Source organism: Acinetobacter sp. B51(2017) (assembly GCF_003711395.1).
Taxonomy (GTDB): domain Bacteria; phylum Pseudomonadota; class Gammaproteobacteria; order Pseudomonadales; family Moraxellaceae; genus Acinetobacter.
The window spans coordinates 101,060-117,160 of sequence record NZ_PJRJ01000005.1 but is presented as its reverse complement, the minus strand read 5'-3'; the positions used below and the strand labels follow the sequence as shown (position 1 = coordinate 117,160).

Annotated in this window: 13 protein-coding genes and 1 tRNA gene; 6 read left to right on the top strand and 8 right to left on the bottom strand. The window is 41.6% G+C overall.

The window, feature by feature from the left end; translation table 11 throughout:
- Positions 1–9: 9 nt before the first annotated feature.
- The 5 genes from nuoF to CYK47_RS04165 all read right to left on the bottom strand — a co-directional run bounded on the left by nuoF (position 10) and on the right by CYK47_RS04165 (position 4,970).
- A complete protein-coding gene (nuoF, locus tag CYK47_RS04185) occupies positions 10–1,341 on the bottom strand; it encodes an NADH-quinone oxidoreductase subunit NuoF (protein ID WP_122899215.1) in 1,332 nt (443 codons plus the stop codon).
- Positions 1,338–1,847, bottom strand: coding sequence for an NADH-quinone oxidoreductase subunit NuoE (gene nuoE, locus CYK47_RS04180; RefSeq protein WP_122899213.1), 510 nt, complete (start codon positions 1,845–1,847; stop codon positions 1,338–1,340). The genes nuoF and nuoE overlap by 4 nt, the downstream gene beginning before the upstream one ends.
- A 14-nt stretch (positions 1,848–1,861) precedes the next feature.
- A complete protein-coding gene (gene nuoC / locus CYK47_RS04175; protein WP_122899210.1) occupies positions 1,862–3,646 on the bottom strand; it encodes an NADH-quinone oxidoreductase subunit C/D in 1,785 nt (594 codons plus the stop codon).
- A gap of 88 nt (positions 3,647–3,734) precedes the next feature.
- Positions 3,735–4,415 carry a NuoB/complex I 20 kDa subunit family protein gene (locus CYK47_RS04170; protein ID WP_122899209.1) on the bottom strand — a complete coding sequence of 227 codons (681 nt, stop codon included), beginning with the start codon at positions 4,413–4,415 and terminating at the stop codon, positions 3,735–3,737.
- A gap of 6 nt (positions 4,416–4,421) precedes the next feature.
- Positions 4,422–4,970, bottom strand: a complete 549-nt coding sequence (locus tag CYK47_RS04165; RefSeq protein ID WP_122899207.1) for an NADH-quinone oxidoreductase subunit A — start codon at positions 4,968–4,970, stop codon at positions 4,422–4,424.
- A gap of 636 nt (positions 4,971–5,606) precedes the next feature.
- On the opposite strand from CYK47_RS04165, the gene CYK47_RS04160 reads away from it, so the two are divergent.
- Complete coding sequence (locus CYK47_RS04160) at positions 5,607–5,963, top strand: hypothetical protein (RefSeq protein ID WP_122899205.1); 357 nt, start codon at positions 5,607–5,609, stop codon at positions 5,961–5,963.
- A gap of 78 nt (positions 5,964–6,041) precedes the next feature.
- On the opposite strand, the gene CYK47_RS04155 is transcribed toward CYK47_RS04160, so the two are convergent.
- The 3 genes from CYK47_RS04155 to prpF form a co-directional block, all read right to left on the bottom strand.
- Positions 6,042–6,941 carry a polyprenyl synthetase family protein gene (locus tag CYK47_RS04155; protein ID WP_122899203.1) on the bottom strand — a complete coding sequence of 300 codons (900 nt, stop codon included), beginning with the start codon at positions 6,939–6,941 and terminating at the stop codon, positions 6,042–6,044.
- A 72-nt stretch (positions 6,942–7,013) separates the two neighbouring features.
- Complete coding sequence (locus CYK47_RS04150) at positions 7,014–7,925, bottom strand: sensor domain-containing diguanylate cyclase (protein WP_122899201.1); 912 nt, start codon at positions 7,923–7,925, stop codon at positions 7,014–7,016.
- A 67-nt stretch (positions 7,926–7,992) separates the two neighbouring features.
- Positions 7,993–9,183, bottom strand: coding sequence for a 2-methylaconitate cis-trans isomerase PrpF (prpF, locus tag CYK47_RS04145; protein WP_122899199.1), 1,191 nt, complete (start codon positions 9,181–9,183; stop codon positions 7,993–7,995).
- A gap of 319 nt (positions 9,184–9,502) precedes the next feature.
- On the opposite strand from prpF, the gene CYK47_RS04140 reads away from it, so the two are divergent.
- The 5 genes from CYK47_RS04140 (at position 9,503) to CYK47_RS04120 (ending at position 15,916) form a co-directional block, all read left to right on the top strand.
- A complete protein-coding gene (locus tag CYK47_RS04140; RefSeq protein ID WP_122899197.1) occupies positions 9,503–10,861 on the top strand; it encodes an amino acid permease in 1,359 nt (452 codons plus the stop codon).
- Between the two features lie 76 nt (positions 10,862–10,937).
- Positions 10,938–11,013 (top strand) — tRNA-Arg (locus CYK47_RS04135).
- Between the two features lie 130 nt (positions 11,014–11,143).
- Positions 11,144–12,901, top strand: a complete 1,758-nt coding sequence (locus tag CYK47_RS04130) for a hypothetical protein (RefSeq protein ID WP_122899195.1) — start codon at positions 11,144–11,146, stop codon at positions 12,899–12,901.
- 155 nt (positions 12,902–13,056) lie between these two features.
- Entirely contained in the window at positions 13,057–14,424 is a 1,368-nt protein-coding gene (locus CYK47_RS04125) for an OmpP1/FadL family transporter (protein ID WP_122899193.1), read from the top strand.
- Between the two features lie 316 nt (positions 14,425–14,740).
- Complete coding sequence (locus CYK47_RS04120; RefSeq protein ID WP_122899191.1) at positions 14,741–15,916, top strand: OmpP1/FadL family transporter; 1,176 nt, start codon at positions 14,741–14,743, stop codon at positions 15,914–15,916.
- Positions 15,917–16,101 lie beyond the last annotated feature (185 nt).

The following is a 16,101-nucleotide window of genomic DNA, read 5'->3' as shown; positions in this document are numbered from 1 at the left end:
TCGAATTCCTTAAGCTTGTTTTACATCAGAAGTTTGAGCGGCCGCATTTACGACTTTTGCTTCAAACTCATGACGGAAGTGTTTGAGTGCGCCCATAAGCGGCTCCATCGCACCTGGTGCGTGAGCACAGAAGGTTTTACCAATCCAAAGCTTACGCGTAAGCTCTTGTAAATGATCGATATCCTCTTGCTTACCAGTACCGTCTTCAAGTGCTTTTAGCGCTTTAACCGCCCAAGGTAAACCATCACGACAAGGCGTACAGAAACCACATGATTCACGCGCAAAGAATTCTTCTAAGTTACGTGTCGCAGAAACCATACATTGGGTTTCATCAACCACCATCAGCAAACAGGTACCTAAACGTGAACCTGCTTTCATGATGCTTTCCGCATCCATAGGCAGATCGATATGCTCAGCTGCTAAGAAGTCAGTTGATGCACCACCTGGCAACCATGCTTTGAGCTTTAAGCCATCGCGCATACCGCCGGCGTGATCTTCGATCACTTCACGTGCAGTGGTACCAAATGGGAGTTCCCAAAGACCTGGGAATTTTACTTTGCCTGAAGCGCCGTAAATCTTTGTACCTGGATCTTTTGATTTACCTTGAGATAAACCAACGTACCATTCTGGGCCACGTAGCATGATTGCCGGTAAGTTGTTGTAAGTCTCTACGTTGTTGACAATCGTAGGACGACCCCAAGCACCTGCAACTTGCGGGAATGGTGGCTTAGTACGTGGATTGGCACGGCGACCTTCTAGCGAGTTAATCAATGCAGTTTCTTCACCACAGATATAACGACCCGCACCGGTATGCACATGTAACTCAAAGTTCCAACCTGTACCTAAGATGTTTTCACCTAAATAACCTTTAGCGCGAATTTGCTCTAAAGCTTCATTTAAGTATTTTGCAGCTTCGATGTACTCACCACGGATAAAGATATAACCGTGAGTTGCTTCCAAAGTATAGCCTGCAATCAACATACCTTCGATCAATTGGTGTGGAAGATCTTCCATCAACAAACGGTCTTTGAAAGTACCTGGTTCCATCTCATCGGCGTTACAAATCAGGTAACGTGGACCTGAGTTATCATTTGGCGCCATCAGCGACCATTTGATCCCTGCTGGGAAGCCTGCACCACCACGGCCTTTTACCGTTGCCGCTTTAACCACATCCAATACTTCTTTTGGTTGCATTGAAAGTGCTTTTTTAAAGCCTGCATAACCCTCAAGCGCTTCGTAATCATCAGCATTACGTACATTGGCTTGTTTGCTTAAACGCCAAGTGAGTGGATGCGTTTCTGGGTTACCGTCGCCGTAAATCGGTTTTGGTTCAGTATTCATACATACTTCTCCAATAACTGTTTCACTGAAGAAACATCCACTAAACCGTGAGTGTCTTCATTAATCATCAAAGTTGGACCTTTGTCACAGTTACCTAAGCAGCAAATTGGTAAGATCGTGAAACGACCATCCGCTGTAGTTTGACCAAACTGGATCCCAAGCTCACGTTGGAAAGCTTCTGCTAAAGTTTCCGCACCCATCAAGAAGCACGCAATTGAGTCACATAATAAAATGACGTTGCGGCCTACAGGTTGGCGGTAAATACGGTTATAGAAAGTCGCAACACCCTCTAAATCCGCCACGCTCATTGAAAGCATTTGTGCAATGGCATTCATTTGCGCATCATCTACCCAACCATTACGGCGTTGTACACATTTGAGCGCATCTAAACACGCTGCACGTGGGTACGGGTAGTGACCAATGTGATGTTCGATTTCGTGAATTTCGTCCGCAGTCAAAATTCCTTCAACGTTCACACGTGGTTTTTTATCAGTCAAAATCATCATAATGCGATTACCCCTTAGCGATCCACGTCAGCCATTACGACGTCAATGGTCGCTAAATAAATGATTAAGTCAGACATTAAGCTGCCGTTAATCACAGAAGGCATTTGCTGTAAATGCGTGAAGGTTGGTGTACGAATACGGGTACGGTAACTCATGGTTGACTTGTCTGAAGTCAAGTAGTAGTTCGATGCACCTTTTACCACTTCCGCCATCACAGACGCTTCGCCTGCTGGCATTACAGGACCCCAAGATACGCTTAAGAAGTGCGTAATCAAGGTTTCAATATCTTGTAATGTCTTATCTTTTGGTGGTGGAACAGCCAATGGATGGTCGGCTTTGTACGCGCCAGACGGCATGTTATCAAGACATTGCTTGATAATTTTCAGTGATTCTTCGATTTCGCGATAGTGAACCATCACACGCGCGTAAGCATCACCTTCGTACTCTACTGGTACTTCGAAGTCGTAGTTTTCGTAGCCGCTATACGGACGATATTTACGTACGTCAAAGTCAATACCTGTAGCACGTAGACCTGTACCTGTTACACCCCAAGCCAATGCAGATTTTGCATCGTATTGCGCAACGTTACGGGTACGACCAATGAACACTGAGTTTTTCAACGCTGCAGTATGGTATTCCTTCAAACGTTTTGGCATCCAATCCAAGATTTCACGGATCAGGTGCTGCCAGTTGTTTGGAAGGTCATGTGCTGTACCACCAATACGGAACCACGCTGGGTGCATACGGTAGCCAGTGATCGCTTCGATGGCGTCATAGATTTTTTGACGATCGGCGAACATATAGAATACAGGCGTCATACCGCCGGCATCCTGAATCGCTGTACCAATAAACAATAAGTGGTTATTAATACGGAACAATTCAGACATCATGACACGGATACATTGTGCACGGTCAGGAACTGTGATTCCCGCCATTTGCTCAACGCCCATCACGTATGGCATGTTTTGCGCGCAGCCGCCTAGGTAGTCGACACGGTCTGTATACGGAATGAATGAATGCCATGTTTGACGTTCAGCCATCTTCTCCACACCACGGTGGTGATAACCGATATCAGGCACACAGTCTTTGACTTCTTCACCATCTAACTGCAGAACAATACGGAATGCACCGTGCGCAGATGGATGGTTAGGACCTAAGTTGAGGAACATGAAGTCTTCGTCGTCGTTACCGCGTTTTAGACCCCAGTCTTCAGGTACGAAACGAAGGTGTTCTTGTTCGTAGTCCTGTTTGGCTTGGTTCTGCATATACGGTGTATATTCAGTTGCACGCGCTGAGTATTCTTTACGTAACGGGTGACCTTCCCAATAGGTTGGTAACAAAATACGACGCAGCATTGGATGCCCTTCGAAATTGATACCAAACATATCGTAAGCTTCACGCTCGTACCAGTTGGCGTTTGGCCAAACGTTGGTTGCCGTTGGAATGTTAAGATCGCTCTCATTCAAGGCAACTTTAATACGAATATCCGTGTTACGCTCAAGCGATAACAAGTGATAGAACACAGTAAAGTCAGACGCAGGTAAACCGTCGCGGTGGGTACGTAAACGTTCATCTACCGCAGACAAGTCGAACAACATCACGTAAGGACGTGACACTGTACGCAAGAACATTAAAACTTCTTGTACACGTGCGCGCTCAACCCAGACTGTTGGGAAATCCTCAAAAGTCGTTTGCACATAGAAGTTCTCACCAAATTTGGTTTTGAGCTCTTCTACAATTGCAAATGCTGGGCGTGGATCAATTGGTGTTGATCCTGGCATAGCAATGTCTTCAGCCATTGGCTTGGCTTCCTATTTAATACAAATTCATTCAAACCTAAACGACAACAACACCCATACGGGTGTAATAAAAAAATTGCCGTTTAAATTATTTAATTTCATCCATAGAGCGCAAGTTTTTCACAGCCATACGCTGTTCATTCTTACGGTCACGTTCTGGCATCATCTTTGGCTTATAAATTGGCTTAAGATCATCACCAATTACCGCAGAAAGTGGACGGCGCTCTAATTGAATTTGGTCTTGCAATAACATTAATGCTTGGATTAATGCTTCAGGACGTGGTGGGCAACCTGGGATGTAAACATCCACTGGAATAATTTTATCCACACCTTGTACAACTGAATAGATGTCGTACATACCACCTGAGTTGGCACAAGCACCCATTGAAATGACCCATTTTGGTTCAAGCATTTGTTCATACAAACGTTGAATCACTGGGGCCATTTTCATAAAGCACGTACCAGCAACAATCATCAAATCGGCCTGACGTGGTGAAGCACGAATAACCTCGGCACCAAAACGTGACAAGTCATGCACGCCGGTTAATGTTGTTGCATACTCTACGTAGCAGCAAGATGTACCAAAGTTAAACGGCCAAACTGAGTTCTTACGACCCCAGTTTACTGCTGTATGTGCTACGTCCTCTAAACGAGTCATAAACACATTTTTATTCACTTCTTCTTGTAAAAGCGGGTCTTCAACTTGAATACGCTCTTGAAGTGGATATTGATCAGCATCCGGATTCGCACGGGTTAAGGTATATTTCATCCCGTCTTACTCCTTGTCAGATGATATAGTCGGTGACTTTTGTTTCACACGACCAGAGGATTGCGCTGGGATTTGACCTGTAGGGTCAGTCACCAATTCTTCAATTGAGTTAAAGCGTGTAATTTCTGCAAGGTCCATATTTGGTGAACCAATTTTAGGTTTAATCCCTGCTGCTTTACGTTTATCAGAAGGTGCCCAATTCAGTGCGCCAGTCGAAAATTCGTAAATCAAACCAACAAGTAAAACTAAAATAAATACAGCTGCAGTTGCAAAACCTACCCAACCTACTTCACGAACCGAAACGGACCATGCGTAGAGGTACAATGCTTCTAAGTCAAATACAACGAAGAAGATTGCCACCAAATAGAATTTTGCCGACAAGCGAATACGTGCACCACCTGCACCTACAACACCTGACTCAAATTGCTCCTGCTTAGCACGACCCCATGATTTACCCCCGAGGAGTAATGGGACAGTGAGCATAAAGACGCAAAGAAATGTAACGCCGATCACGAAGGCAATAATTGCCCATTCGTATGGAGTAATGGCACTCATGCGGGGATAACTCCTGGCAGGCCTAATTTATTAACAAAGAATGTATGTATTGGCCTTCAAATACACCAAACACAAAATTAATCCCGCCAATTGTACCTGATTGATGACGTGTGTTGCTAGCTTCTCGGTCTTAGTCTTTCGGATGATTTTTTAATCACTTAAGCCTTTTTTTGCCCTTTAGCGCCTTGTGGTTGCATTTGATCGGTTTATTAAATTAAAAGTTTAAATATTATTATTTTTTTCAAAAATCAATCTGACTGGATGCAGCCAGAAAATAGCCATAAAACCCAAGAATTGATAAAAAACAAAAACTAAGCTCAATTTATGCCAGTTAAAAATCTAAGTATGGCACTATCATCTGTTGGTAAAGTGCTACTGAATACCGCTTGAGTTGATAATTTTGTACTTGATCTGACTGATTTTTTTAACTTGTACAGCCATTTGCAGCCGCCAAGTCGCAATGTCGCTTTAATAAGCAACTAAATCTTAAAATTTCTTTGAGTACAGCACAATTTAGTCAGTGCCTAGCCGACTGACCTTTTGTCATGTTTTTGCAAACAGTGCTGTTTTTTTAAGCCACTCATGCTATTTGTATACAGCATACAACAAGAACATATCAGAATAAGGAGTAAAGACATGAGCTTGGCATTTACCCATAAACCGGATTATTTCTTATTTGCTCAGTTAATTATTCGTCATATTCAAACTTACGTGCAAAAAAATCCAGAAACTAATCAAGCCAGTTTTGAGCTGCGTGATATTTACGAATTGTTTCGTCAAGATATGGCATCTGCCACCACCAATTTAGATGGCATTATGAACATTGCCGATGAATATCAGGTCGAAACTTTAGATGGCGATCAAAAATTAATTCGTCGCTATGAGATTGATGGCAAAGAAAATAAATTGTTGATTGATTTTGATCCCGCTGCCGTCACTGCACTGCGTAATGGCCGCCCGATTATTCCACCCGATGCAACTGTACACCAATAAGCACATCCTTATGTGGCCGTATATAAACGATATAAAAAAGCAGGCTCAATGCCTGCTTGATATTGTACTGCACAATATTTAACTTTGACGATGCAACAAAAACTCAGAGATGCTCTGTAATTGTTCCGCACCTGTATCAAAATGCGTTAAGGCGGCAAACGCTTGCTGATGCAATTGCTGTACGTAAGCTTGCGCTTGAGCTAAACCCATTAATGCTGGATAAGTGGATTTTTCCACCTGTTGATCCTTGCCCGCTGTTTTACCCAATTGTTCGGTATCTGCAATAACATCTAAAATATCATCTTGCACTTGAAACGCTAAACCAATGGCTTGAGCATATTCACGTAATTTAGGCAGCGCAACATCTGTACCTTTAAATACAGTGACAGCCGCCATCATGATGGCAGCAGAAATTAACGCGCCCGTTTTATTACGATGAATATTTTCTAACGCAGCTTGGTCAATCTGTTTACCTTCAGCTTGTAAATCTAAGACCTGACCACAGACCATTTTAGAGCTTGCCGTGGCTAAAATTTGCATTTGTTTAAGGACAATACCTTGATCAACCGCAGCGCCTTGGTCAAACAAACGACTACCTAACACCTCAAAGGCCATCGATTGCAAAATATCTCCAGCCAATAAAGCGGTATCTTCACCAAAGGCCACATGGCAGGTGGGTTGACCACGGCGCAATAAATCATTGTCCATACATGGCAGATCATCATGCGCGAGCGAATAGCAATGAATTAATTCAATTGCCACCGCAGCACGGCGCACTGCAGCAAAGTTTTGATTCGGTTGTAAAGCCGCAGTGGCATAACACAGCGCGGGACGTACGCGTTTACCGCCTAACATTACAGCATGATGCACCGCAGCTTTTAAAGGCTCAGGCAGTGCAAAGGCATCTAAAGTGTTGATCAGATCTTGTTGAATTTGTTGTTGTGCGGACACCAGGGCATGATTTTGCTGAAGGGACACTTTCGCCTCGAATCAAGAAGTTAGGATTGCATGGCACATCATACTGTGTTCTCAGTCAAGATGCATCCAAGTTTAAGCCTCAAAGTAACGATAAAAATCTGCGTTTTGGTAATAATAGACACTATTTTTATGCTGTTGTTTGGCCATATACATGGCTTGATCAGCCTGCTCTAGCGCATGAATGGCAGTATAATTCTGTGTGACAGCAGCAACCCCTGCTGAAATGGAAATCGTGTCTTGAGATAAGGCGAATTCCTGATTTAATAACAGCGTAGCTTGACGAATCTGTTCCATAATCTGACAGGCCTGTAGTAAATCATGCTGCTCAAATAAAATCACAAACTCTTCTCCCCCCATACGATAAATGGTGGGCCAAGCATATTTTTGGCTCAAGTGTTGTAAGCGTTTACCTAACTGACTTAATACTCGATCAGCAAATATATGCCCATATTGGTCATTTAAGTTTTTAAAATTATCTAAATCTAAAATGGCAACCGCCACTGCATTTTGCTGGCGTAACTGTTGCGCAAAAGCATGACGGCTGGAAAGTCCTGTAAGCTCATCATGATCAAGCTTTTGTTTTAGATCACGATTACACTGTTTTAAATGCCGCTGTTTAGCAGTCAGATCACTCACATCCACCGCACAAACTAATACGGCAGACAAATCACCTTGACTATTGTAATAGGCTTGAAAATTCAACCGATGTTCACGCTGCGCAAAAATATGCTCAAAAGGCTGTATTTTCTTTCCTTGTCTTAATATGCGTAAATCGTTGCAATAGGATTGATAACAATAGTTGTCTATATGTTGCAGGTTTTTAGACAAAAGTTGTGAGAAAGGGCGTCGAAAAAAGCTAGCATAATGCTGATTTGCCGCTAAAATTTCTGCTGTAGGTGATAATAATACCGCTGCCACAGGCAAAACCTGAATCAGGCTTTGTACCTGTGGAACTGAATATTGATTAGAATCAAGAATAAACATACAGCAAAATAATAAATAAGCTTTACTGCATGCTAACAAAATTTATATCAAAGGAGCGAGTGCTTTTTTAGCTGAATGCTTCTGGCACTACACGAACCCAGCCTTCCATCAGTACACGCGCACTACGACTCATGACTGCTTTTTTGACTACCCACTGACCATTTTCTTGAATGGCTTGCGCACCGACACGTAAAGTCCCCGATGGATGACCAAAACGTACCGCTTCGCGCTCGCCACCACCAGCAGCTAAATTCACCAATGTACCTGGAATCGCGGCAGCTGTGCCAATTGCCACTGCCGCAGTGCCCATCATGGCATGGTGCAACTTACCCATTGATAAAGCACGTACCAATAAATCACAGTCTTGGGCAGTTAAGGCTTTACCGCTCGATGTGGTATAGGCTTGAGGCGCAGCAACAAAAGCAATTTTTGGCGTATGCTGACGCTTTTCTGCTTCAGCGACATCATCAATTAAGCCCATATATTTGGCGCCATAAGCACGAATGGTTTCTAAACGCGCTAAGGTGGCGGCATCACTATTAATCGCGTCTTGTAATTCTGTGCCTTGAAAACCTAAATCTTCAGCGTTAATAAAGATGGTTGGAATACCTGCATTAATGAAAGTGGCTTGGAATGTACCAATCTCAGGCACTTCAAACCTATCCACTAAGTTACCTGTAGGAAACATGGCACCGCCATCTTCACCATCATCAGCTGGATCTAAAAATTCAATTTGTACTTCTGCTGCAGGGAAAGTCACACCGTCGAGTTCAAAATCACCCGTTTCTTGGACTTGACCGTTGCTGATCGGCACATGCGCAATAATGGTTTTAGCAATATTTTTTTGCCAAATTTTTACCGTGCAAATGCCATTTTCAGGAATCTTATCGGCATCGACTAAGCCATTGGTAATCGCAAAAGCCCCAACTGCAGCAGTTAAGTTACCGCAGTTACCACTCCAGTCGACAAAAGCTTGATCTATCGACACTTGTCCAAATAAGTAATCAACGTCGTGGTCGGCTTGTTCACTTTTGGCCAAAATTACGGTCTTACTGGTACTTGAAGTTGCCCCACCCATACCATCAATTTGCTTGCCATAAGGATCTGGACTACCAATCACGCGTAATAAAATTTGGTCACGAATACGCCCTGGCACTTGTGCCGCTTCAGGTAAATCATCGAGTTTAAAGAATACGCCCTTACTGGTTCCACCACGCATATAGGTTGCAGCAATTTTAATTTGTGGGGCAAATGCCATTGTTATTTCATCCTTTTGATCATTGTTATTGGCAGTCAAGCTGCTTGTGCCTAAGGATACTGCTTTTTATACACAATGACATTGACTTAGGACTTAAGTATAAAAAATCAACATTTAAGCAAAGCTTAAAAAGCTCAGTATATAAACTTAACGGCTATTAATAAAATTAATCTATTGATTCAGCTATCTTTTATAAAAAATAGCAGTATGATTTTTTTTTATGCAACCTATAACAAAAAATCAACATTAAGGCTCTACTAGGCGAATTGTTTGTGATCTATTACAATCAAATGACTTATCCATTGTCGGGCTGAATACTTTGAATAACGAGTCTTCGCAACTTCAGCGTGGCTTAAAGAACCGTCATATCCAACTCATCGCCATGGGCGGCGCGATTGGTACTGGCTTATTTTTAGGTTCCGCACAGGTCATCCAATCTGCAGGTCCATCCATCATCTTAGGCTATGCCATTGGTGGTTTCATTGCATTTTTAATTATGCGTCAACTGGGCGAGATGATCGTTCATGAACCCGTGGCTGGTTCATTTAGTCATTTTGCTTATAAATATTGGGGTAAATTCCCAGGCTTTTTAGCCGGCTGGAATTATTGGATTTTATATATTTTAGTCGCCATGACTGAACTGACTGCGGTGGCAAAATATATTAACTATTGGTGGCCTCATATCCCGGCATGGGCATCGGTTCTATTTTTCTTTGTGATGATTACCCTCATTAACTTAGGGAATGTTAAATTCTACGGTGAATCAGAGTTTTGGTTATCCATTATTAAAGTGACTGCGGTCATTTCGATGATTGTATTTGGTATTTACTTACTGATGACCGCAAGCCCAGATTCGACAGCAGCATTTAGCAATCTGTGGACCGCTGGTGGTTTCTTCCCAAATGGCTTTGAAGGGCTATTTTATATGCTGGCGTTCTTAATGTTTGCCTTTGGCGGCATTGAGTTAATTGGTATGGCAGCAGCAGAAGCCAAAGATCCGCAAAAAACCATTCCTAAAGCGATTAACCAAGTGGTGTTTCGTATTTTGGTGTTTTATGTGGGTGCGTTAACCATTCTATTATCTTTAGTGCCTTGGAATCAGCTCGAACTTGGCGGCTTGGATAAGAGCCCATTTGTCATGATTTTCAGTCAATTGGGCATTGATTGGGCAGCACATCTACTTAATTTTATTATCTTAACCGCAGCTTTATCGGTATATAACAGTGGTATGTATGCCAACAGTCGTATGCTGTTTGGTTTAGCACAGCAAGGCAATGCACCTAAAGTATTTATGAAAGTCAATAAACAAGGTGTGCCTATTCCAGCGGTATTATTCTCTGCCTTATTAATTTTTGGCTGTGTAATTTTAAACTACTTTGTACCTGAAGATGCTTTAAGCCATCTTATTTATATCGTGGTGGGTGCGTTGGTACTTAACTGGGCCATGATTAGCTTAACCCACTTTAAGTTTATTCAAGCCATGAAAAAGACGGGCGAAAAAACCTTATTCCCTGCGCTATTCTCACCGTTTGGCAACCTGTTGGTATTAAGTTTTATTGGCGTGATTTTATATATCATGTGGACACAAGGCTTTAAAGAGTCGGTAATTATGATTCCTGTGTGGATCATCAGTATGCTGATTTTCTTTAAGCTACTTAAACCCAACAACAAAGCCTAATTATTGAGTATTTAAAAAGTTATTGCCTCGGCAATAACTTTTTTTTTAGCGAAAAGTGGCGTACATTATGTCCTATGCGCCTTTAGCTTAATTGGATAGAGCAGTTGCCTCCTAAGTGACCGGCGTGGGTTCGACTCCCGCAAGGCGCACCATAATTTAGCAAAAAAGTATTTTATTTAAGCAGCAATATTCTCTTATCTGTATAATTTACCCATTTTCTTGTGTTAATCTCATCACAATTTCTCATTAAAATAACTATTGTGTTGAAGGATAACATTCAAGATGATACAGGATTACATTCCTTATGAACTCAGATCGTTAGTCACGCAAATTGATCCTTATTTAGATCTGTATTGGCAAAACAATTTAAGCACTATTTTTAGCCAAATTGATCCTGAACAACGGGATCGCATCTATCGTCAGATTCTGCTGAAAAAAAATATCAAATGGAATGCTGAGCAAAATAGCTTTAGCTGTAGCCCCGCAGCGCATTTTGAAATGGTGGTCGAAGCAATTGTCCATCCAGGGATGAAAAACTTAGGTCAAAAAATTTTAAATTCCTTAGCTGAACTAGAAAAATATCAAGATGCGATACAAATCGCCAATTATTTAGAAAGCATTTTAGCCCAGCTTGACAAAACCAATGTTGAAGAAAACCTCAATTTACAACAAATTAAGCTTAATTTACGTCAAGGTTTTATTTATACCGCCGCCCGTATTGTTAACGACAAAGCCGATATTCAACTACCCGAGAATCATCGCCGTTTAAGCAGTGACATGCTGAAATGCTTTATTTGTGAAGTGTTTCTGAAGCAGCAACTGCTGCATTATTACTTTAAAACCTTACGTGGTCGTCAACTAACACGTCAGTCGCATCCATTGTTACAGGTGTTTTTGGTTGAACAGCAAAAATTACGTCAGCTAGAAATCGTCAAAACCTCACGTTATATTTTTGCCCTGGCGCAAAGCGATCAAAGCGATGTCAATCCTTTTTCAATCCGTCGCTTTTTAAGCGAAGAACGTTTGGCCTTAAGCGACAATATTTATTTAAACGCTGCGGTGCTGGATTTAGCTTATTTAAATCAACCCGAACATCAGCAATTTTTTCAATGGCAAGTCGAGCGCATCATCACGGTTGAAAAACAAATTGGTCAGCATGTGATTGAGTTTGTCAGTCAACTTGAGCAAGTCAATAACGAACGCTTATTGCCATTGTTACTTAAACCTTTAGATTCATCGGGTTTAGTGATTGAAAAAGTGGTCGAAAAACGCCTATTGGCTTTTGAAAAAGAACTGGCTATTCAGATTTTAGAGCCATTGCATCATGCGCTGCGTCATAAAGTCCAGCATATTGATGAAATGGACTATTTGTATATGAGCACGCGGCAAATTATTGGCGATATCATCAGTTACTTCTATGATTTCCAATCACAAGCAGCAGTAATGTTTGATAGTCAGGCGGATCAGTTTGCAGCACGCTTAAAATCCTATTTAGCCTTACATGAAAAACGCCGTAGCCAAGTCTTTGCTCTATTATCCGCTGAAGATTGGGCACAAAACCATGAAGCCATGTTACAACCTATTAACCAGTTAAACATGACTGTGCGCAGCGCCTTACAACAGCATCGAGAGCAATATCGGCAGTTAAAAGAGTTACAACGCAGCTTAGACAAAGAAGGACAGTCATTTTTAGGCAAAATGCTAAATAAATCCAAAAAAATTGACGAGCAGATTCAATTTTTAAAAGAAAATGCCTTTCATGAACGCCAAAATGCCTATTTAGATATTGTACGTATTCCTAAACAATATCCTAATTTAACCGTGTATTTAGAGTTTGAAGCTCTGATTTCGATTAACCATAAAGAGCGCCATTATGCTTTTGCTGTGGGTGATAACGGGGTCACGCATTTGCCGCTGTTGGTACAACTGCCAGAAGACCGTGGTTTAATTAATTTACAAGAAATCCATCAAAATCTTGACTTTGATTTAAAGCTGGCCAGTCAAAAATGGTCAGATTACGATCTGGACAATATTGCTTAATCCAATCCGTCATAACCGAGCAAGATTGCTCGGTTATTTTTTGCTTTACTCAATTTTATTCTGTGCTAAGTTAGGTCAATATGACCTCACATGCATGAAGCAGTGATCACATAACAACGATGACAGTTTGAGACTGCACGACAAGGAATGAGCTTATGCAATTAAAACAATTAACAGCCGCACTTTGCCTTTTAGGCTTACCCTTCACCACCTTTGCTGCCGCTTTAGACCGTTCTGGTCAATCTATTGCAGGATTTTTACAACCAGATAATTACTTTGAAGCAGGAATTAGTATTTTAGACCCAAATGTCTCGGGCAAAGACAGTTCTGGCAACAATACAGGCGATATGGCCAGCGACTATTACTATCCACATGCCGTATTAAAACTACAACCGACTGAAAAATTCTCTATCGGCTTGATTTACGATCAACCTTTTGGTGCAGATGCCGAATATAGCGGGCGTAATAACTTTGTGAGCACCACATCGGATGTGATTTTACCGCCGAGCGATTTAACCAATGGTTTAGCTGTTGTCACTGGACAGCCTAACTTTATTGCACCAGATGGAACGCCTTTACAAGTTGATCCAAGTACAGGACAACCCGTAGCAATTGCACTTAACAATGCCACTACAGGCGGCACTTCAGTTGAAGTGATGACGCAAAATTTAAATTTTTTAGTGGGTTTTCAGCCCAATGAACACTGGAATTTCTACGGTGGTGCGGTTTATCAAACTTTAAAAGCCGATGTTAGTCTACGGGGTAATGCCTATAGCTTATTTAATGGTTATGCCCTAGATGTACCCGAAGACAGCGCAGTGGGTTGGTTAGCAGGTTTTGCGTATCAAATTCCAGAAATCGCCTTAAAAGCCTCTGTAACCTATCGCTCTGAAATCGATCATGAATTTACAGCCCGCGAAAGTATGCCTTTAGTGCCTGCGATGGGTGCTTTATTGGTATCACAAAATAAACTCACCCCAGAACAAGTGGCTGCTTTAGGTCAATCTGGACAAAGTAAAGTCACCACACCACAATCTGTCAATGTAGATTTTCAAACAGGCATCATGGCGGACACTGTAGCTTTTGCCAATGTACGCTGGGTAAATTGGAAAGATTTCTCGATGCGCCCTTATCAGTTTGGTCAATTATCACAACTGGCAGGTGGTTTATTGCCAAGTCTAGGTAAACCAGATGGCTTTAACTTAGTTGATTATTCTAAAGATCAGTGGTCGGCAAATGTTGGTGTTGGACGCAAGATGAATGACAAATGGGCAGGTAATGTGTCTGTCGGTTGGGATTCTGGCGCGGGCAACCCTGTGACCACTTTAGGGCCAACAGAAGGCTTTTGGAATATGGGCTTAGGCTTACAATATAGTCCAACTCCAAAATCATTTATTGCTGGCGGAGTTAAATATCTATGGCTTGGTGATGCTAAAGCACAAACAGGTGCTCACTCTCCTGCCGGCGTATTTAATGACAATGATGCTTTAGCATATGGTTTAAAAATTGGTCATCGCTTCTAAAATTGAGCAATATGTGTGAACTCTACCGAATTTAGTCACGGCTAAATTCGGTATTTTTATACACTTATAAATTAATTGCTCAAATTTAAACCATCTAGGTTTTTAATGTCATTTCAGCCAATGCATTTTTATTAATTATTTTTTTAATGTTTTAAATCATATAGATATAAATATCAAAATATGTAATTTATTAACAATGTTATGGCAATTTAAGCAAACTTAGCGCAATTTGCTCAATTTAAAGCATTTACTCTTTTTTTAATTGTGGTAATTTTCCAACAAATTTAACTTACCGCTTTTATCAAGGACTGAAGCTATGAAGCTTTCTGTATTGTCTGCAGCAGTGCTATTGACTGCGTTGCCACTGACCACCTTTGCTGCTGGTCTAGACCGCTCAGGTCAATCCATCGCGGCATTTTTACAACCAGGCAACTATGCAGAAGCAGGTCTTTCAGTTCTTGATCCAACAGTAGAAGGTCAAGGTCGTGACCAAAAACCGGTTAGCGACATGGCGGATGATTACTACTTCCCTTCTGCTGCGGTAAAAGTTCAAGCGACCGATAAAATTTCTCTTGGTTTACTCTACGATCAGCCTTATGGTGCAGATGCGAGCTATGCTGCGGATAACGTGATATTTGGTAATGGTGTCGATGGCACAACAGTAGAAGTGCGTACCAATAACTTAACCGCATTACTGGGCTATCAACCGAATCAACATTGGAATTTTTATGCAGGCCCAGTATGGCAAACGGTAGAAGCTGATATTCGTTTACGCGGTGCAGCTTATGGTGGTGCAAATAAGCTTGGCAATTATAATATTAAAGTTGACCAAGAGCCGGCTTTTGGTTGGTTAGCAGGTTTTGCGTATCAAATTCCTGAGATTGCATTAAAAGCTGCGCTGACGTATCGCTCTGAAATTAAACATAAAGCCAATGCCACAGAAACTTCAAGTATTCCTCAAGTGCCTGCAGGTTATCACCCATTATTCCCAAATGGCGTCGATTTAAGCCAAGTGGTCAGCACAGTAGAAGCGGTTACACCGCAATCGGTTAACCTTGATTTTCAAACGGGTATTGCAGCCGATACTTTAGCTTTTGCCAATGTGCGCTGGGTACATTGGGACAACTTTGTGGTGAGTCCAACCCTACTGAACCATCCTTTAGTCAATCAAAACCTGATTGATTACTCAGACGATCAGTGGTCGGCAAATGTCGGTGTAGGGCGTAAATTTAATGCTCAATGGGCAGCTAATGTAGCTTTAGGTTATGACACTGGTGCAGGTAATCCCGTGACCACCTTAGGCCCAACTGAAGGGTATTGGAGCATTGGTCTTGGCGGTCAATATAGTCCAGCCGAACATTACTTTATCCAAGGTGGAGTAAAATATTTCTGGTTAGGCGATGCAACAGCACAAACTGGGGGTAACGCAGTTGGACAATTCTCAGATAACCATGCTATTGGTTACGGGATGAAAATCGGCTACCGTTTCTAATAAAATCAACCGGATCCAAGTGATCCGGTTTTTTTATGCTACTTAATTGATTATAAAATAAACACTTAGATTTTTATAAAAAAACAATATTATTCAAATATAATATGCAATATATTCAATATAAAAACACCTATAAGATTTATAAAATTTAAATGAATAGTGCATTAAATCAACATTTTTTTGAC

What these genes read in the sequence shown, in the direction of transcription:
- nuoF (WP_122899215.1), bottom strand. Translation starts at nt 1,341, where the DNA reads ATGAATACTGAACCAAAACCGATTTACGGCGACGGTAACCCAGAAACG.
- nuoE (WP_122899213.1), bottom strand. Translation starts at nt 1,847, where the DNA reads ATGATGATTTTGACTGATAAAAAACCACGTGTGAACGTTGAAGGAATT.
- nuoC (WP_122899210.1), bottom strand. Translation starts at nt 3,646, where the DNA reads ATGGCTGAAGACATTGCTATGCCAGGATCAACACCAATTGATCCACGC.
- CYK47_RS04170 (WP_122899209.1), bottom strand. Translation starts at nt 4,415, where the DNA reads ATGAAATATACCTTAACCCGTGCGAATCCGGATGCTGATCAATATCCA.
- CYK47_RS04165 (WP_122899207.1), bottom strand. Translation starts at nt 4,970, where the DNA reads ATGAGTGCCATTACTCCATACGAATGGGCAATTATTGCCTTCGTGATC.
- CYK47_RS04160 (WP_122899205.1), top strand. Translation starts at nt 5,607, where the DNA reads ATGAGCTTGGCATTTACCCATAAACCGGATTATTTCTTATTTGCTCAG.
- CYK47_RS04150 (WP_122899201.1), bottom strand. Translation starts at nt 7,925, where the DNA reads ATGTTTATTCTTGATTCTAATCAATATTCAGTTCCACAGGTACAAAGC.
- prpF (WP_122899199.1), bottom strand. Translation starts at nt 9,183, where the DNA reads ATGGCATTTGCCCCACAAATTAAAATTGCTGCAACCTATATGCGTGGT.
- CYK47_RS04130 (WP_122899195.1), top strand. Translation starts at nt 11,144, where the DNA reads ATGATACAGGATTACATTCCTTATGAACTCAGATCGTTAGTCACGCAA.
- CYK47_RS04125 (WP_122899193.1), top strand. Translation starts at nt 13,057, where the DNA reads ATGCAATTAAAACAATTAACAGCCGCACTTTGCCTTTTAGGCTTACCC.
- CYK47_RS04120 (WP_122899191.1), top strand. Translation starts at nt 14,741, where the DNA reads ATGAAGCTTTCTGTATTGTCTGCAGCAGTGCTATTGACTGCGTTGCCA.